The 17,409-nt window shown below is 69.4% G+C and carries 20 protein-coding genes; 12 read left to right on the plus strand and 8 right to left on the minus strand.

The features are described 5' to 3' along the window. Positions 1 to 127 precede the first annotated feature (127 nt). Complete coding sequence (locus tag NITAL_RS27380) at positions 128 to 283, minus strand: hypothetical protein (protein ID WP_157041873.1); 156 nt, start codon at positions 281 to 283, stop codon at positions 128 to 130. A 166-nt stretch (positions 284 to 449) separates the two neighbouring features. Between NITAL_RS27380 and NITAL_RS15665 the strand changes: the two genes are divergently transcribed. Then, entirely contained in the window at positions 450 to 2,177 is a 1,728-nt protein-coding gene (locus NITAL_RS15665; protein ID WP_083441634.1) for a sensor histidine kinase, read from the plus strand. After that, positions 2,174 to 2,833 carry a response regulator gene (locus NITAL_RS15670; RefSeq protein ID WP_052667174.1) on the plus strand — a complete coding sequence of 220 codons (660 nt, stop codon included), beginning with the start codon at positions 2,174 to 2,176 and terminating at the stop codon, positions 2,831 to 2,833. The genes NITAL_RS15665 and NITAL_RS15670 overlap by 4 nt, the downstream gene beginning before the upstream one ends. Positions 2,834 to 3,063: 230 nt before the next feature. On the opposite strand, the gene NITAL_RS28115 is transcribed toward NITAL_RS15670, so the two are convergent. Continuing rightward, the gene (locus NITAL_RS28115) at positions 3,064 to 3,369 is read right to left on the minus strand and encodes a hypothetical protein (RefSeq protein ID WP_169786674.1); all 306 of its coding nucleotides are present in this window, start codon (positions 3,367 to 3,369) and stop codon (positions 3,064 to 3,066) included. A 187-nt stretch (positions 3,370 to 3,556) separates the two neighbouring features. Here NITAL_RS28115 and NITAL_RS15680 point away from each other — a divergent pair, with 187 nt between their 5' ends. The 5 genes from NITAL_RS15680 to NITAL_RS15700 all read left to right on the plus strand — a co-directional run bounded on the left by NITAL_RS15680 (position 3,557) and on the right by NITAL_RS15700 (position 6,758). Next, on the plus strand, positions 3,557 to 3,754 hold the full coding sequence (locus tag NITAL_RS15680) for a hypothetical protein (RefSeq protein WP_052667176.1): 198 nt from the start codon (positions 3,557 to 3,559) through the stop codon (positions 3,752 to 3,754). A 147-nt stretch (positions 3,755 to 3,901) separates the two neighbouring features. Beyond that, entirely contained in the window at positions 3,902 to 4,312 is a 411-nt protein-coding gene (locus NITAL_RS15685) for a DUF6326 family protein (RefSeq protein WP_425413695.1), read from the plus strand. Positions 4,313 to 4,316: 4 nt separating this feature from the next. Further along, the gene (locus tag NITAL_RS15690; RefSeq protein WP_052667178.1) at positions 4,317 to 5,231 is read left to right on the plus strand and encodes an ABC transporter ATP-binding protein; all 915 of its coding nucleotides are present in this window, start codon (positions 4,317 to 4,319) and stop codon (positions 5,229 to 5,231) included. Then, positions 5,231 to 6,058 (plus strand): ABC-2 transporter permease, encoded by an 828-nt coding sequence (locus NITAL_RS15695; RefSeq protein ID WP_052667179.1) that lies wholly within the window; start codon positions 5,231 to 5,233, stop codon positions 6,056 to 6,058. Before NITAL_RS15690 ends, NITAL_RS15695 begins: the two co-directional genes overlap by 1 nt. Positions 6,059 to 6,224: 166 nt before the next feature. After that, positions 6,225 to 6,758, plus strand: coding sequence for a GNAT family N-acetyltransferase (locus NITAL_RS15700; RefSeq protein ID WP_211262446.1), 534 nt, complete (start codon positions 6,225 to 6,227; stop codon positions 6,756 to 6,758). Positions 6,759 to 6,896: 138 nt separating this feature from the next. Here the strand turns inward: NITAL_RS15700 and NITAL_RS15705 are convergent, their stop codons facing one another. The 3 genes from NITAL_RS15705 to NITAL_RS15715 form a co-directional block, all read right to left on the minus strand. Continuing rightward, a complete protein-coding gene (locus NITAL_RS15705) occupies positions 6,897 to 7,871 on the minus strand; it encodes an alpha/beta fold hydrolase (protein ID WP_342674208.1) in 975 nt (324 codons plus the stop codon). Between the two features lie 241 nt (positions 7,872 to 8,112). Next, the gene (locus tag NITAL_RS15710; RefSeq protein ID WP_211262447.1) at positions 8,113 to 8,361 is read right to left on the minus strand and encodes a DUF6429 family protein; all 249 of its coding nucleotides are present in this window, start codon (positions 8,359 to 8,361) and stop codon (positions 8,113 to 8,115) included. Positions 8,362 to 8,480: 119 nt separating this feature from the next. Next, on the minus strand, positions 8,481 to 8,954 hold the full coding sequence (locus NITAL_RS15715) for a nuclear transport factor 2 family protein (RefSeq protein ID WP_052667181.1): 474 nt from the start codon (positions 8,952 to 8,954) through the stop codon (positions 8,481 to 8,483). 98 nt (positions 8,955 to 9,052) lie between these two features. Between NITAL_RS15715 and NITAL_RS15720 the strand changes: the two genes are divergently transcribed. Beyond that, the gene (locus tag NITAL_RS15720; RefSeq protein ID WP_052667182.1) at positions 9,053 to 9,496 is read left to right on the plus strand and encodes a MarR family winged helix-turn-helix transcriptional regulator; all 444 of its coding nucleotides are present in this window, start codon (positions 9,053 to 9,055) and stop codon (positions 9,494 to 9,496) included. Between the two features lie 167 nt (positions 9,497 to 9,663). Here NITAL_RS15720 and NITAL_RS15725 read toward each other — a convergent pair whose 3' ends face one another. From NITAL_RS15725 to NITAL_RS28120, 3 genes are all read right to left on the minus strand, one after another. Further along, complete coding sequence (locus NITAL_RS15725) at positions 9,664 to 10,743, minus strand: IS110 family RNA-guided transposase (protein ID WP_052667183.1); 1,080 nt, start codon at positions 10,741 to 10,743, stop codon at positions 9,664 to 9,666. Between the two features lie 337 nt (positions 10,744 to 11,080). Beyond that, positions 11,081 to 11,371: a PIN domain-containing protein gene (locus NITAL_RS15730; protein ID WP_052667184.1), complete on the minus strand. Its 291-nt coding sequence runs from the start codon at positions 11,369 to 11,371 to the stop codon at positions 11,081 to 11,083. A gap of 92 nt (positions 11,372 to 11,463) precedes the next feature. Continuing rightward, the gene (locus tag NITAL_RS28120) at positions 11,464 to 11,736 is read right to left on the minus strand and encodes a type II toxin-antitoxin system prevent-host-death family antitoxin (RefSeq protein ID WP_342674231.1); all 273 of its coding nucleotides are present in this window, start codon (positions 11,734 to 11,736) and stop codon (positions 11,464 to 11,466) included. A 108-nt stretch (positions 11,737 to 11,844) separates the two neighbouring features. On the opposite strand from NITAL_RS28120, the gene NITAL_RS15735 reads away from it, so the two are divergent. The 4 genes from NITAL_RS15735 to NITAL_RS15750 all read left to right on the plus strand — a co-directional run bounded on the left by NITAL_RS15735 (position 11,845) and on the right by NITAL_RS15750 (position 17,111). After that, complete coding sequence (locus tag NITAL_RS15735; protein ID WP_083441637.1) at positions 11,845 to 15,072, plus strand: ATP-binding protein; 3,228 nt, start codon at positions 11,845 to 11,847, stop codon at positions 15,070 to 15,072. A gap of 95 nt (positions 15,073 to 15,167) precedes the next feature. Then, positions 15,168 to 15,602: a nuclear transport factor 2 family protein gene (locus NITAL_RS15740; protein ID WP_052667186.1), complete on the plus strand. Its 435-nt coding sequence runs from the start codon at positions 15,168 to 15,170 to the stop codon at positions 15,600 to 15,602. A 37-nt stretch (positions 15,603 to 15,639) separates the two neighbouring features. Beyond that, positions 15,640 to 16,824, plus strand: a complete 1,185-nt coding sequence (locus NITAL_RS15745) for an amidohydrolase family protein (protein ID WP_052667187.1) — start codon at positions 15,640 to 15,642, stop codon at positions 16,822 to 16,824. Then, positions 16,821 to 17,111, plus strand: coding sequence for a hypothetical protein (locus NITAL_RS15750; RefSeq protein ID WP_052667188.1), 291 nt, complete (start codon positions 16,821 to 16,823; stop codon positions 17,109 to 17,111). The genes NITAL_RS15745 and NITAL_RS15750 overlap by 4 nt, the downstream gene beginning before the upstream one ends. Positions 17,112 to 17,409: the final 298 nt, after the last annotated feature.

Consider the following 17,409-nt stretch of genomic DNA (forward strand, 5'->3'; position numbering starts at 1 on the left):
GACAACAAGCTGGGGGCCGATCCAGATCGCCGGCCCGAACCCGGCCGCCCACCAACCCGGGCCGCGAAGCGGCGTGCGGGGTCCAGGGCTCCTACCGGTCTGGTCATGCATGGCGAGCGGTGGGGCGTCATCCGGTCAGCATCGACACGAGCCGGCCGGTCAGGTAGGTGGGTTGTGGGGTGACGAAGTAGTGGAAGGGGACGGTCGCAAGCGCGAGCAGCAGCCAGGTGACGGCCAGTGCCGCGAGGGTGCCCAGCGCTGCGGCAGTCATCGGGCGAGACATGGCGGTTCCTGTCGGTCGATGTTGCGCTGTATGAGGTCGAGCCAACACACCGGCTCGGGAGTGCACATCAGTGCGTCCACTGGGTCGGGTCCCGGCCGTGCCGGTGGATGCACGGATGGCACCGGTGCGGCGCTGGGCGCATACTGGGTCGACGTGAGGTCCGGACATGGGTCGAAACGAGCTGGCCGTGGCTGCTGCCGGTCTCGCTGCGGCCGTCCCTGTCGTGGTGCTTGGCCACAGACCACCCATGGGCTTCGAGGGGTTCACGACACCGGTCATGGCCACGACGGTCGGAGTGGGGTGGATCTACCTGTTCGCTGGTGTGCTCGTACGTCGACGCCGCTCTGATGACCCGACGGGGACGCTGCTCCTGACCGCAGGGACCCTGTGGTTCGTTCAGTTCCTGTTCTTGAGTCCGGTCGGCTGGCTGTTCGTGGTCGGGATCGCCCTCGGAGACCGTCACCTCGTTCCCATTGCGCACCTGCTGCTCGTGTTGCCCGACCGGCGGCTCGGGGTGACAGCACGTCGGCTGGCCGTCGCCGTGTACGTGACCGCCATCACCTTGTCGTTGGCGACGCCCTTCGTGCTCGACCGGGCCTGCCCGCGACTCCCATGCCCGAGCTCACGACCGACCGTCGCGGCCCCGACCTGGTTCCAGGACGTCGTCCTGGTCGTCGACCAGTTCGGGACGACTCTCCTCGCGCTGCTAGTCGGCGGCTACGTCGTGATACGGCTGGTTCGAAGCGATGGCGCGGCACGTCGTGCGATCGCGCCGGTGCTGCTCGCTGGGTCACTCCTGGTGCCGGTGTATGCCTCGAGCCAGCTCGGACTCCTGCCGGAGCCGACGGGCACCTGGCTGTATCTCGCGGCCACCGCGGCTGTGCCTCTCGCGGTGCTGAGCGGTCTGGCGTGGGCACGTGTGCACCGCGGCGCGGTCGCCGATCTGGTCGTGGCGCTTGACCATGGCGTCGGCGGCGATGGCCTTCGCGAGGCGCTTGCCCGTTGTCTTGGCGACCCGAGCCTGCGGCTGCTGTTCCCCCACGACGGATCCGACGATGGGTACTTCGATGCAGACGGGCGAGCGGCACGTGCCACGCCCGGCCCTCGACGCGCGTCCACAACGGTCGCTCAGGACGGACGTGCCGTCGCGGTCTTCGATCACGACCGAGCGCTGTTGAACGAGCCCGAACTGCTGGATGCTGCGGTCGCTGCCAGCCGCTTGGCGTTGCGCAACGCCCGGCTGACCGCGCAGGTACGGGCACAGCTCGATGAGCTGCAACGCTCGCGAACACGCCTTGTGCTGGCGGTGGATCAGGAGCGACGTCGCCTTGAGCGCGATCTCCACGACGGCGTCCAGCAGCAGCTGCTCGCCGTCGCACTGGAACTAGGGCGGCTCCGTCGGCAGGTGGCCAGCGACGGGCACGACCAGCTCGGACGATCGCTGGAACGAACGCGGCAGGCCCTCGAACACGGCATCGACGAACTGCGGCGCTTCGCTCGCGGGATCCACCCCCAGGTGCTGACCGACCGGGGCGTACCCGCAGCGCTCGAGGCACTGGCACAACGCGCCCCGCTGCCCATCACGATCGACACCGAACTCGAACGGCTCCCCTCCGCGATCGAGTCCACCCTCTACCTCATCGCCGCTGAAGCGGTCACCAACACCATCCGACACGGTGACGCGACCCACCTGCGCATCCATGCCCGCTGCGAGAACGGCCACGCCGCGCTCGACATCTCCGACGACGGCCGAGGGGGTGCCCAGACCAGCGGCGGCAGCGGCTTGCAGGGACTCGAGGACCGCGTCGCGGCACTTGGCGGCACGATCAGATTGGATTCACCGCGCGGACGGGGAACCCGCCTGCACGTCAACCTGCCGCTCAGTTCGACATGACCCGCCGGGTGCTCATAGCCGACGACGCCACGCTCTTCCGGCAAGGGCTCGCGAGCCTGCTCACCGATCAGGGCTTCGACGTCGTCGCCACCACCGATCGTGTCCAGCACCTGACCCAACTCGCCGAGGGGCACCGACCGGACCTGGCCATCCTCGACATCCGCATGCCGCCAACGCACACCACCGAAGGGCTCGAAGCCGCACTCGAGCTCCGCCGCCACAGCCCCGGCATGGCGATCCTCATCCTCTCGCAATACGTCGAAGCGCGCTACGCCACCGAGCTGCTCACCCAGGAGCCGACCGGCGTGGGCTACCTCCTCAAACAACGGGTCAGCGACGTCGATGCGCTGCTCGCGGCCCTCCACCGGATCCTGGCCGGCGGATCCGTCATCGACCCCGAGGTCGTGTCCCTCCTCATCGGACGCAAGCGACGACCCGGTCCGCTCGAACGCCTCACCGAACGCGAACGCAGCGTGCTGGAACTCATGGCCCAAGGGCGCGCCAACCCCGGCATCGCCGACCAGCTCGCTCTCTCCCTGCGAACTGTCGAGACCCATGTCCGCAGCATCTTCACCAAGCTCGACCTGCCCAACGCCTCCAACGATCACCGCCGTGTCCTGGCCGTCCTCACCTACCTCCAACAGCTCGACCCCTGACCGACGGCAACACCCCTAGCCGCGGACTCCACCGAACATCACCGTGACGATCCGCGGGTGCGGTGAGAGTCGCTTCCGCCCATAGCTGCTCCGCGCGTGGGTGGCGGCTGGCGGTGGGTCACTCAGGGTGAGACTGCGACGGCACCCGCAGGCTCGTCAGATACTGAAGCGCCGGGTCTCGTGGGCCCAGATGGCGATCTCGACGCGGTTGCGTGCGTTGAGCTTGCGCATCAGGGCGGCGAGATGGGTCTAGACGGTGCTGATGCTGATGTGATCCGTGCCACGTCGAAGACGATCAGCGTGCCGAACGCGAGCCCGACCGCAGCCAGCGGGCGGGTCCGCCGCCACAGCAGAGCCAGCGCGACCACGATGCCGGCGACCAGGGCGGCCCCGAGCCACGCCCGGCCCGGCCGCAGCGCTGCCTCGATCAGCGACGCCGGGACGGCCACGCCGAGAAGTGCCCAGTCGCGCCACACCCGTGCGGGTGGCTGGGCGGGGCGAGGTTCCTTCCAGAGCGCCCGGAGGCTGTTGGTCACCCATCGGCCAAGCGTTGGGGCGCAGTGCCGCGACTCAGCCGAAAGCACGAGATGCGACACATCCGGGAGGCCAGCAAGACCGAGCCGGCAGACCGATGGCACCGACCCGCAGTTCCGTCAACGTGTGGTCAACGACCTGATGACGAACGAGGTCCGGCGATCGAGCCGACCGAGATGAGGACCAGCCATGATGATCGATCCCCGATCCCACCTGCGTCTGCTACGCCAGGAACAGGACGAACGCGACCGCCACCTCGGCCACCGGGCCGCGATGCGCGCCGCGCAGGACACCGCAGATGTCGGGGCGTCCACCAGCCTCCCGTTGCCGCCGTGGCAGCTGCTGCGAACCGGCCGCCGCCCCGCGCGAGGATCGCCGACCGGCTGATCAAGCACGCCCGAGATCTGGGCACAGGCCCACCCCCACCCTCACACGACCGAGAGACCCTTGAGCGCAGACACCAAGACCACCACAGCACTGCACGATCCGCCGGCACCCGTCAGAGCGAAACTCGCCGCCGCCTGGACCAGCTTCATGTTCCTCTACATCTACGTCGACTACCTCCACCTGTACAAGCCCGGCGTCCTCGACGACATCCTGGTCGGCGTCGTCCATGAGTTCGACACCGGCCCAACCTTTGTCGCCCTTGGGCTCACGCTCATGGCCATCCCGATCCTCATGATCCTGCTCTCCACGACACTGCCCGCCCGTGTCAACCGCGCCACCAACCTCGTCGTAGCAACGCTCTACATCCCCGTCACGATGTACAACGCGGCCGGCGAGTCCTGGACTTACTCCTACTTCTACGGCCTCTCCATCGGACTCGAGCTGCTGCTCCTGGCCTTCATCCTGCGCTCCGCCTGGACCTGGCCTCGCACGTCCTCACCATCGATGCCAGACGCCGGCACCGGATCACACCGACCGCAGATCCAGATGGGGCGGTAGGCACATGGCTTCGATCCGAGCCGCCGGCTTGACCAAGGCCTTCGGCGACCTGCGGGCCGTCAATCAGATCGACCTCGACCTGCCCGAAGGTGGGGTGGCGGGGTTCGTCGGTCCCAACGGTGCGGGTAAGTCCACCACGATCCGCATGCTGCTCGGCCTGATCAGGCCGACCAGCGGTGACGGTGAGGTGCTCGGGCACCCGATCGACCGGCGCGCCGCCTATCTGCATCGGGTCGGTGCGTTGATCGAAGCGCCTGGGTTCTATCCGTCGCTGACCGGGGAGGCGAACCTGCAGGTGTTCGCGAGGTTGGGCGGCCACGACCGCGGTCGGATCGCGGAGGTGCTGGATGTCGTCGGTCTGCGTGAGTTCGGTGGCGACCGGTACAGCAACTACTCGCTCGGGATGAAGCAGCGGCTCGGTATCGCGCTGGCGCTGCTGCCGGATCCGGACCTGCTGATCCTCGACGAACCGACCAACGGGTTGGACCCCCAAGGGATCGTCGAGATCCGGAGTCTGCTGATGCAGCTCGGCGCCAGCGGCAAGACCGTGTTCGTCTCGAGCCACCTGCTGGCGGAGATCCAGGCCGCCTGCGATGCGATCGTGATGATCGATCACGGCGGCGTGGTCTTCGCCGGGTCGATGGCCGACCTGCTCGCCCGCAACTCGCCCACCATCCGTGCCGCAGCACACGACGTCGCCGATACGGCCCGCCTCATCGAGCTCGCCGCTGACGCCGGCTACCCAGCGGCACGGGTCAACGGCGCCGTAGAGATTGTCGCACCTGCCCACTTCACCGCCGAGCTCAACCGTCTGGCCTGGCAGGCCGGCATCACCCTCGGCGAGCTCCAGGCCACCTCCGCCGACCTCGAGCAGGCCTTCTTCGCCATGACCGGTGACACCAAGAAGGGGGTCAGCTGATGCGGGCCTTCACCTCCGAGTGGGTCAAGCTGTCTCGACGCACCACACTGGTCGGGTTCGGTGGCACGATGATCGGCGTCACGCTGCTGTTCACCACCCTGGCGTTCGAAGGCGCGGGCGGCCGCAGCATCGACCTCGACGGCAGCGGATCCGACGCGTTGGTCACCACGGCGATGCTGTCGATGCCCGAGGGATCCATCCTCGTTGCCACCGACATGGCCGGCTTCTTCGGCGTGGTGGCGTTGGCGCTGTTCGCCTCCAACCTCGCCGGCGAGTTCCACAAGGGCACCATCCGGATGCTGTTCGTGACCGAGCCGAACCGGCTCAAGGTGCTCGCCGGCAAGCTCCTCGCGCTCAGCTCGTTCGTCGCAGCCGGCATCGCCGCCACACTGGCCGCCAGCATCGGTAGTGGCGTCCTCATGGCCGAGAGGGTGGGCGTCGAGACCTCCGCCTGGTGGACCGCGGACGGCCTGGCGGCCATCGGTGCCGCCTACATCAACCTCAGCGGAGCTGCGCTGGTCCCTGCCCTCATCGGAGCCACCCTCGCTGTTCTCACCCGGTCGACCGCGATCGCCGTCTCCGTCGGCCTCGGATGGTTCATCCTCGCCGAACCGCTCATCGGTGCGTTCTGGGACGGGTTGAGCCGCTGGGGCCCGGCAGCTGCAAGCGACGCCCTCGCGGCAGGCGCTGCCGGTGCGGCTGGGATGTTCGGTGGTGCCACCGCGGAGATCAGCTACGCCACCGCCACCTTGCTCGTCACCGGCTACAGCCTCGCCGCGCTGACCATCACCGCCACCCTGCTGACGCGACGCGACGTCACCAGCTGAACTGCACCTGCCAGTCAACTCGCGATGCGCGCACCGTGACTCCAACGAGACGGAATCGGACATGACCCCGACGAACCCCACGACGAGAACGACATCGTCGGCGACGGTCCAAGACGGCCGTCACACGCCCGACGCCGGCTTCGACGAGCGCAGGACCGACCGTCTGGTGATCCGCCGATTCCTGGCGGAGGATGCCTCGACGCTCGCCGCCTACCGGTCCGACCCAACGGTCGCCCAGTACCAGAGCTGGGACACCCCCTTCACCGACGCCCAGGCACAGGCGTTCATCGGCAACTTCCGTGCCGCGAACCCGGACACGCCCGGAGAGTGGTTCCAGTTCGCGCTCGTCGAGGCAGGGACCGGGGTCCACGTCGGTGACGTAGCCGCCGGCGTCGATGCCGCCGACCCCCGGCTGGCGACGATCGGGGTGACCCTGGCGACGTCCGCGCAGGGCAACGGCTACGCGAGCGAAGCGGTCGCCTGGCTACTCGATTACCTGCTCCTCGAGCGAGAGAAGCACCGCGTGACCGCCGACTGCGACGTCCGCAACGAGCACGTCGTTGCGCTCCTCGAACGTCTTCAGATGCGACGTGAGGCTCACCACCTGCAGAGCGCCTGGTGGAAGGACGAGTGGGTCGATGAGTACGTGTACGCGCTCCTCGCCCACGAGTGGCGGGCGGCGCGCCGGTCGACGGCCTGATTTGGGGGGGCACCTTTGCCCTGGCTGAGTACAGAGCGGATGAACCAGCCGATTGCCGCCTCACGAGAACCGTGATTGTCGCGCCGGCCATCGAGGACCCCAAGCAGCACAGAGCGACCCGGTGTGAGCGTGCGACGGTCATAACGATGTGCTCGGCATCCAAGCCCGGACCGCCGCGACGTACTCGTCGGTTCGTTCGACGGGCAGGAGGTGGCCGGCTCCGGCGATCGGGTGAGGGGTCCAGCCCGGCCGCTGCGCGTGGAGTCGGTGAGAGGGCTGGTCGATGAGCGGGTCGTCGGTGCCCCAAAGCAGCAGCACCGGGACCGTCACCCGGTCGAGCAGCTGCACCGTGGACCGCTGATCGACGAACATCGCAGCCGTCGCCGATGCGAACGCCGTGACCGTCCCGGCGAACCTCCGTGGGTCGATGCCCTGGAGCTCCTCGGTCCAGACCGCCACCTGCTCTCGTGACACCAGCTCGGGGTCACCGCCCGCCGTGCTGGCACGCTCGCCGGTGAACATCTCTCCGGTCTCGACCTCGCGACGCAGGGACGATCGTTCACGAACCCACGGCACTCGCAGAGCGAGTCGAGCCAGCGGCACGCCGACGGCGAGGGCGGCACGGCCGACGGTGTGCCAACCGAGCGCCTCGAAGCGGGCAGTGCGCCGCCACGGCAACGTCGGAGCGGCGAGGACCAGCCCCGACACCCGCGAGGGTGCGAGTTCGGCTGCCGACAGCGCGACGAGCCCGCCCATCGACCAGCTGTGGAGCACCACGCGGCGGAGGTCGAGATGCTCGAGCAACGCACGGACGAAGGCAGCGTCAGCCCTCGGACGAGATCCTCGCCGGTACGGCGCACCGGTGTGGCCAGTCAGCGTCCCGGGCGGATCAGCCGACACGACCGGGCCGAGCTCGCGCATCGCTGCGACCAGATCGACCCAACCAGCGGCACTCGCGGTCATCGGTGGCACCAACACGTGCGTCGGTGCGTCGTCGACAGGTCCAGGCGGGTCCCCGACCAGGTAGTGCACAGGCACGCCGGCGACCGACGTCAGCACGCTGCGAACACCCGCCCACCGCGGGCACCTGTCGCCCCAGTCCTCGTAGCGCACCAGCCCTCGACTCCGACCGCCCGGACAGTACAACGAACGTCGTCCACGGCCGGCGACCGGCGGCTGAGCGCTTCAGAGGAAGCGCTCCGGCCGCCCGCATTGGGAAACTTCGGAGCGCCCAGGGTCGGCCGCGTCGGCGTAGGGACAACGCCCGCTATTGCTACCCACTCGAGGCCGTGCAGCATCCGCGTTGCGTGCTACGTGGCTGCCCGCCCTCGCGGGCTGCGAGTCCGTGGCCGACTCAGCCAGTGCCGGCATCCTCGACCCCGAACAGTTCGGCGAACAGCTGCTCGGCGATGCGAACTCCTTCGTCGGTGAGGGCCACCGACTTGGCCTTGGAACGCGGATCGTCGATGAGCCCTCGTTCGTGGAGTCCGTCGGTGGCCTCCCAGGGGAACGACTTCCACGCCCGCCAGCCGTACGCGTCCTTGTGCGCGTTGATGTGCATCAGCGCGAGCACGGCGTCCTGGACCCGACGCTCGTCGTACACGGCGTCCTCGATGGCTCGAATCTCTGGTTCGACGAGGCTACGCCGACGCGGACCGGCGGTCACTCGCAGGCGTCGCGCCCCGGCGCGAAAGCCGTGACTGGGCGGGTAGGTCTCGGCTGCTACCCGCGCGAAGCAGCGGCCTGATCGGGGCGGTCGTCGACCATCCACACGGGCTTCGACGTGACACTGGTCAGCTGCCAGCCGTCGTCGCCCCGTCGCGCGGAGAACCGGTAGCGCTCACCGAGTTGGAGGACTGGAGCGGGTGGCGTCGCGTCGTCGATGAAGATCGCGAGCAGGTTGGCCGTGACGTCGGCGCGGTCAACGTCGAGATTGAGCTCGATGAGTACGTCGGTGATCAGGTGCTGCACCGCTGGTGTACGGGTGTGTGATCGCTGGGCCTGCGTCACGAGGGCATCGATGCCCTCGGCACGCCCGCCCGGGGTCTGGGCGACGGCATCCTCGGCGTAGAGTTGACGCAAGCCGTCGAAGTCGTGGTCGTCGAGGCAGCGGCCGACGCGGTGGACGAGTCGGCGGATCTCCTCGCGGTGGGCGAGGTCCCGAAGATCAGCGGGCACGATGTCGGTTGTGGTCATGAGGCTTCCGATCCGGCAGAGTATGTTGGCGGGACCAACGATAGCACCAGACCGTTGGTGTCACCAACGGTTGTCCGCGACCTCCACGTGGCGGTGACATGTCGTCCACCGATGCCGTTCCGCGCCTTGAGCGCCTGCCAAGCCGTCTGCTGTCGCGTGCTGCCCTGTTGGCCTCACGCCTCGTCAACGAGGCGCTGGACGAGCTCAACGGGCACCGTCATGAGTTCGCCGTCCTGGTGACGCTCGACGAAGCGGGCCCAGCGAGTCAGGCCGAGTTGTGCCGTCGATGCGGCCTCGACCGCAGCGACATGACCGCGCTGGTTGAGTCCCTGGCCAACATCGGTCATGTCCTCCGTCTCACTGATCCCGAGGACGGCAGGCGCAAGATCGTCCACCTCGAACCGGCAGGACGCACCCGGCTCAACGAACTCGAGGTAGCAATCAACGCGGCTCAGGACGCGCTCCTGGACGGGTGGAAGGCGGCCGACCGAGAGCGGCTGGTTTCCCTGCTGCTGCCCCTGGCGAGCAGATCAGGACGCTAACCGCCGCCGGACACTGCCGACCTCGAGCGTGCCCACGCAAGAAGAGCTTCTACTGCGTTGGGGTTGGCAGCATAGGCCACCAAAGGGCCGTTTATCCGCCGCGGAGCTGCGGGGCGCTGCTACCCGACGAGCACTGGCTTGCGCGCGAACCGATGCTTCTATAGCCGTCAAGCGGCGGGGACCAGGTCGGGTTCGGCCTCGGTGAGGGCTTCGACGATCAGGGGGTAGAGCTCTCGTGCGGTGTAGCGCTTGAGGCGTCTGAGGATGTCGAGGTTGGCCTTGGTGCCGCCGGTTCGCTTCTTGACGTAGGCCTTGGAGCGGGGGTCGCAGAGCAGCCGGTTGACGGCGATCAGGTGCAGCGCGGCGTTGGCCTGGCGGTCTCCGCCGCGCGAGAGCCGGAACCGGTCGGTCTGGCCGGATGAGGCGGGCATCGGGGCGGTGCCGGTGAGCCGGGCGAACGCGCCTTCGGAACGGAGCCGCTCGGCGTTGTCGCCGGCGGTGACCAGCAGCGTGGCGGTGGTGTGGATCCCCACCCCGCGCAGCGCGACCACCTTGGGTGCGGTCGTGGTGACCAGGCGGGTCAGCTGGCGGTCGAGGTCCTTGATCTCGGCGTCGAGCGCACGGAAGCGCAGCGCGAGCTTCTTCATCGCGTAGCGGGTCGCGGCCAGCACGGTGTCGGGTTCGTCGCCGGGTCGGAACTTGGCGGCGATCGCAACTCGCTTGCGGGTGGTGCGGCCCTCGAGCTGTTCGCGCAGCGCGGGCGGTGACGTCACGGTCAGCGCGTGCAGCTGGTTGGTGACCTGGCTGCGGGAAACGACCGCAGATCGGCGGGTGAGCCGCAGAACCCGGATCATCTCGACGTTCCCGGCCCCCGACTTCGGGGTGACCGTCGCTTCGCCCGAGAGCACCTTGCGGGCTGCAGCCTCAGCGTCGATCGGATCCGACTTGCCGGCGTTGCGGCGCAGCTTGCGGTCGGGGCGTTCGACCTCGACCACAACCAGGCCACGCTCGCGCAGCCAGCGGCACAGGCCCGCGCCGTACGCGCCGGTGCCCTCGATCCCGACCGTGTCGATGGTTCCGAGCTCGCTCGCCCATGCGTAAAGCTCGACGAACCCGGCGGTCGTGGTCGGGATCTCGAGCTGGTCGAGTCGGCGACCCAGTTGATCGAGCGCGACCACCAGATGGGTGTGCTTGTGGGTGTCGATGCCGAGGGTGACGAACACCTCGGCCTCTGGCATCGTGGACATGCACCGTCTCCTCATCGGTTGATGGCAGGACGGTGCGGCGGAGTCGGGTCGTGCGGACAGCACTGCGACGAGACCGCAGGGCAGGCTTCTATCAAGTCACGGCGGCCCGGCTCTCGCCACACCTCGCGGGGCCGCGCACCGGCCGACGGATCGGTTTGAAGACACGAGGTCGGTGATTATGTGAGACAGGCCGGTGGCGGCCACCGCTGCTACCCACCCTGGCAGGACGAGCAGCTGCAGTCATCCTCGCAGTGATGATGTGCGGTCTCGGTCAGGGGCGCTTTCGCCCATAGTTGCTCAGCGCCTGGATGGAAGTCGGCGGCGCCGGCCTGGGCTGTCAGGTCGGCTTCGATGAGGCGGTTGTCGTCGCGATCGCGTGCGATCGTGAGGGTCTCGGTTGGCGTGACCCCTCTGCCAGCCCGGGCCAAGAGCGCGACGTGCTGGTCGCGTCGCCGACCGCTGCCTGCGGCTTGGGGTAGGCGAGCACGCGGCGCAGTTCATCGAGCAGGGCCGGGGTGTTGAGGCTCTCGAAGTAGCCGGCCAGTGCGGCGTCGAGCACGGCTCCTGGGGTTCCGTCCCACCCGAGTCCCGACACGATGGTGTTGGTGTCGAGGACGGCGCGGGTCACGACACCGTCCGCGCCATCTCGTTCGCCTCGTCCACGGTGGCGGGATCGAGCCCGGCGTCGGTGACATGTTCACGCACCTGCGTCAGCCGGCGTCACAGTTCGTCGCGAGCATCGGCACGACGCAGGTGCTTCAGCGCCTCCCACTCGTCACGGTTGACCAGCACGGCCACCGGGCGTCCTCGCTTGGTCAGCGAGATGACGCCGCGGGCCACGTCATCGACGCGTCGACCAAGCTGCCCGCGGGCCGGTTCAACCCTCGATGAAGCGTTCTGCATCGCTGACCTCCGAACCTTGCGGCTCTTCTGAAGACATCGGGTGGACGCTGCTCTGACCTCAAACCACTGACCGATGTCCGACGACCGCATGTAGACCTGGACGCGCACGATCTCCAGGCGCGCGGTCTCTGAGGACACTGCCGAGACGACGGCCTATGGTTCCGCGAGGAGCAGCTCGTGGATACCTCGCATCCTCCGATGGTGGGCCGGGTGACTGCGGCCCGAGATCTTGTCGAGGCCGTGGATCGCGCCTGCACCGGAGCAGGCTGCCTCGTGCTTGTCACGGGAGAGCCAGGTGTGGGCAAGTCCCGATTGGTCGCGGAGATCGCCGAGGCCGTGGCGGACCGCATGGACGTTGGGTGGGGGGCGGGCGGAGCGGCGGGTGCTGCCGGGTCGTTCCGCGCCTGGATCCAGGCGCTCGGATCCCTCGACCCCGATGGGACGGCCGTGGGGCAGTTGGCTTCCGCCGTCGAGCCGGCCGAGGGAATCCCGGTCGAAGGCCGCGAATCGGCCCGCCTCCAGCTGTTCGACGAGGTGGCAGGCTTCCTGCGGGCACGCGCCCGGCAGCGGCCGATCGTCGTCGTGCTCGATGATGTGCACCTCGCCGAGCGCTCGACGTTGGCGTTGTTGGCATTCCTGGCGCCGCCGCTGCACACCGCGCCGATCGTCATCCTGGCCACCGCGTGGCCGGATGATCCCGCGCTCGACGAGGAGCGCAGCGAACTGCTCCGTCTGGCGGCGCGGCACGCGCAGGTGATCGCGCTGGCCCCGTTGGAAGCGTCGGCGACGGGTGCTCTGATCGAGGCGCTCAGTGGCGTCGCCCCGACCGACACCGTCGTGGCCGCCATCCACGCGCGGACCGGTGGCAACCCGCTCTTCGTGACCGAGCTGGTGCGGTTGCTGGACGCCCGCGGCCAGCTCGATCTGTCGAAGCCGGCCGAGGGGTCCGTCCCCGCCAGTGTCCGTGAGATCGTCACGCATCGTCTCGCGACGATGTCGGATGCCGGGCGGACGCTGCTGAAAGTGGCGGCGATCCTCGGCCTAAAGATGGAGGACGACCTGCTCGAGGCCGCCGCCATGGCAGTCGACCCTGACCTCGACGTGTCATGGGCACTGCAGGCTGCGGAGAAAGCGCATCTGATTGCCCGCGACGGCCCTTACGCCCACCGGTTCACACACGCGATGTTCCGCGAGGCCATCCACGACCAGATGGGGTCCGCCGACCGCCGCGCGCTGCACGCAACCGTCGCGCGGGTCCTCGAGGCTGCCCGCGAGGCCGGGCGGGACGTACCGCCGGGCCAGATCGCCGCCCACCTCGCCGCGACCGGCGATCCCGCGGACCGGCCGCGTGCGATCGAGCTGCTGCACGTGGCCGCGGAGGCGGCGGCTGCGGTCCACGCGCACGAGGACGCCACCACGCAGCTGGACCAGGCGCTGGCTCTTGCTCGGCACGACACCGGCACCGACGCGATCCAGGCGGAGCTCCTGCTGGCTCGAGGCGACGCCTGTCTCGCGCTCGGTGACCTGCCAGCCAGCCGCGAGGCCTTCCGGGCGGCAGCCGACCGGGCCCGCGCTGCCGGTCGTCCGGTCCTGTTGGCTCGCGCCGCGGTCGGCCTCGGCTCGGGCGAGGTCGGCTTCGAGGTGCCGTTGTTCGACCAGTTGCAGCTTCGGCTGCTCGAGGAGGCCCTGGCCGCGCTCCCGTCGCTTGAGCGTGCCTGGGCGTCCCGGATCCGGGCGCGCCTGTCGGTCGCGCTGTCCTTCACCGAGGACGAGGCACGTCGGGTCGAGCTGTCCACGTCCGCCATCGCCGCCGCACGGGCGTCCGACGACGACGGGGCGCTGGCGGCTGCGTTGGCGGCACACTGCGACACCATGGCCGGGCCAGCCGACAGCGAGCAGCGGGAGCAAGAGGCCGGCGAGGTGATCCGTCTCGCCCGACGCCGCGGTGACCTCCGCACCGAGCTGCTCGGGCGTCGGCTGCGCCTGGTCGCCCGCCTGGAGCAGGGGGACATGACCGGTGCGGGCGCCGATATCGAGACCTTCACCGAGTTGGCCGATCGGCTCGGCGAGCCGCTGTTCTCGTGGTATCCGCCCCTCTGGCAGGCCATGCTGCGGCTGCTGGTCGGCCGAGCCGACGACGCGGGGCGGCACACCGAACGCGCCCGATGGATCGGTGCACAGGCCCAGAGCGTCAACGCTCAACAGCTGAGCGAGACGCAACGCTGGTGGCTGGCGATCGAGACGAGTGACCACGAACGGCTGGAGCAGGTATCTGCCGGGTTCGATGGGCAGCTGCCGCCCGCCACCTGGGCGCGGGTGGCTGTGGCCCTGACCGATGCGCTGCTTGGTCAGGGCGCGGCCGCCCGGGTCCTGTTCGACCGGCTGGTGGAGGAGCTGCCGTCCGAGCCGCTCGACTCCGAGTGGCTGCCGATGCTGGCCCAGGTCGCCGAGGCCGTCGAGATCGTGGGACCACATCCCGTCGCCGCCTGGGCGTATTCGGCGCTGCTCCCGTATCGGCAGCGGCACGTGGTCGAGGGCATCGGCGCCGTCATGCGCGGGTCGGTCGAACGGTTCCTGGGCATCCTGGCCGCGGCGGCGCGTGACCCTGCCGCGGCGGAGGGCCACTTCGACGCCGCGTTGGCCGCCAACCGCCGGCTGGGAGGTCCCGGGTTGGTAGCGCGCACGCTCCGCGACGCCGGCGTGGCACTCGACCGCACGGAGATGCTGGAGGCTGCCGCCAGCCTGTACGCCGAGCTGGGCTGGCACCACCGGGTCCAGGAGGTGCGTCAGCAGCTCGACCAGCGCGCCGCCGACCAAGCGGTGGGTCGGACCGGCGGGCAGGACACGAAGGTGCCTATAGGCACCTTCCGCCTCGAGGCGGACGGGTGGCACCTGCGTTGGCACGACGTGTCTGTGAGGTTGCGCGACGTCAAGGGGCTCCACGACATCGCCTGGCTGCTGGCTCGCCCCGGCCGCGAGACCCCGGCCCTCGACCTGCTCACGGCCACCGCCCCCGGCCGGTGGGAGCCGCTGTCCGGCGATGACAGCGCGATGGCACCCGAAGGCGATCTCGGCGAAGTGGTGGACGCGCAGGCACGGGCCAGCTACCGCCAGCGACTGGCCGAGCTCGAGCAGGAGATCGTCGACGCCGACGAAGCCTTCGACCGCCCGCGACGTGAACACGCCGAGGCCGAGCGGGACTTCCTCGTCCGAGAGCTGGCGACGGCCTACGGGCTGCATGGCCGGATCCGGCGACCCGGTGCTCCCGCCGAGCGTGCCCGGACCACCGTGACCTCCCGTGTCCGGTACGCGATAGCGCGTGTCGCGACCGCCCACCCCGAACTCGGGCATCACCTGACCAACTCCGTGCGGACCGGCCGGTTCTGCTCCTACATGCCCGAGACCCCCGTCGACTGGGAACTCTGAACGCCCCTGGGCGGGCACTCCCACATCGTGAGACGTTGTCCCACGCATGTACGGGTGGAGGCCACCAAGGGCCGCCCACATCAAGGAGCAGGACCATGGCAACGACGACGACCCTCACCAGCGCGATCACCGAGATGCTGACGGAGATGTATGCGTCGGTCGCGTCCGGAGATCCGACACCGTGGGCCGGCCGGATCGCCCAACATCACCCGCCGGTCGGGATCGGCACCGACGCGCTCGAGTACTGGATCGGCCACGACAAGCTGGTTGAGGTCACCACCGCCCAGCTGCACGGGATGTCCGCGGCCGGCATCACCTTCACGCCGGGACAGATCTGGGCCGACAGCCACGGCGACGTCGCCTGGGCCACGGATCAGCCCACGCTGCGCATGCCCGACGGGACGGCGCTTGCGCTGCGCCTGACCGTGGTCGCGGTCAAGGAGGACGGCGAGCTGCGCTGGACCCACTTCCACCTCTCCGCGCCGGCCGCGGCGAACGACGAGGTTCTCGACCTCGACCTGGACACCTGACCGAGCGGGCCCCGTCGACTCCGGGAGCGATAGCGCCGTGACCGCGACGACCGCACTGCACGTCCACGGCCACCTGTTACCGTCGGGGCGGTCGGGCAGCCTCTGGGTGACCGAAGGCCGCCTGTCGTTTCACGAGGTGCCGGATGCCCTGACCGTCGCCTCCAATGGATGGATCCTCCCGGGGCTCGTGGACGCCCACGCGCACCTCAGCCTGCACAGCCCCCGCCCCAATGGCAACCCCCGACAGCGGGCCGAGGCCAGCGCGCACGCGCACCGGGACGCCGGAGTCCTCGCCGTCCGGGAGCCGGGATCTCCGGACCACGTGTCCGCCACGCTCGAGAACGGCAACGGGCTGCCCAAGGTCGTGACCGGCGGCCGCTTTCTCGCCCCCCCGGGCGGCTACGTCCCGGGCCTTGCACGCGAGGTCTCCGCCACCAACCTCCCGGCCGCCGCGGCTGAGGAAGCCCTCGTCAGCGGCGCCTGGGTGAAGGTCGTAGGCGATTTCCCCGCCCCGGAACAAGGCATCGTCGCACACTGGGACCACGAGACGCTGCTCCACACCGCTGATGCAGCCCATCGCGCCCATGCTCGCATCACCATCCACGCTACGCGCCCCGACGTGATCGAGGCCGCCGTGCTGGCCGGATTCGACGCCGTCGAGCACGGCACGGGGATGCGCCACGACCAGGTCGACCTGCTCGTCGAGCGCAACGTGGCGTGGATCCCCACGCTCATGATCAGCGACCACATCCGTGACCTCGCCGGGCACCTCGGGGGTGCGACCGCCGTCACCGACGTCGACGCCTGGCTCGACCGCCTTCCTGAGGTCGTGGGGCACGCCACCCGGGCCGGCGTGCCCGTGTTCGCCGGAACCGACGCTGGTATGGGACCCCACGGACGCGTCGTGACTGAAGTGGCACAACTCGTCGCGGCTGGCCTCAACGGCGACGACGCTCTCGGAGCCGCGTCTTGGCGGGCACGGTCCTGGCTCGGCCTTCCCGTGCTCGAGGACGGCGCGCCCGCCGACCTCGTGGTCTATCCCACCGATCCCCGGGCTGACGTGGACACCCTCCGACGGCCGACGGTCATCATCCTCGACGGCTGTCTCGTCCATCCAGCCCCTGGGAGCATGGGGGCCGGCATGCCGAGTCCGGCTGCGGGTCGGGTGTCACCTGCTGCGGATGGCGGTGATGTACCCGCACGTGCAAACGGTGGGGTATGACCGGGACGAGCGTCACTGGCGTCGTTGTTCGTTCCACGGATCGAAGTGCGTGGCGAGACCGTGGTCGCGGCCGAGCGTGGCTGGCTCCAGAGCCGTGTGCCGATCGAACCGCCCATCTGGACATCGACCCCGCCGACGTCAAGGACATCTTCGAACGGTCGTTCCTGCGCGGGGCGGCATCGGAACTGGCAGACGACCTGGTGGAACTCAGCGGAGACGTGCAGCCTGACGTGCTGGCCAGGGAATCGATCGAGTTCGTGGGCTCCGCTGCCGCCGAGCCACGGTGACGCGAGTTGATGGCGTTGACCTTCGACGACCACAACGCACCCGGTTCCTGAAGACGTCCGAGCTTCGAAGCAAGCCTTCCTGGCGCAGAGCACCCGACGGAGGCAGCGGCTAGGGGCGGGTTCGGCTCCAGGAAAGCCGTGCACAACGAACCCTCTGTGTGTCAAGGGGCGAGGTCGGTGGGTCGGGCGAGGGCAGGGCGAGGTGGTCCGGCGACAGGTGGCCGGACCCTCTGTAGGGTTGTTGGTGGATCCGGGTGTGACTGAACGTCAGCCCTCGAGGCTGCCGTGTCCCCCGGGT

This window comes from Nitriliruptor alkaliphilus DSM 45188, assembly GCF_000969705.1.
Taxonomy (GTDB): domain Bacteria; phylum Actinomycetota; class Nitriliruptoria; order Nitriliruptorales; family Nitriliruptoraceae; genus Nitriliruptor; species Nitriliruptor alkaliphilus.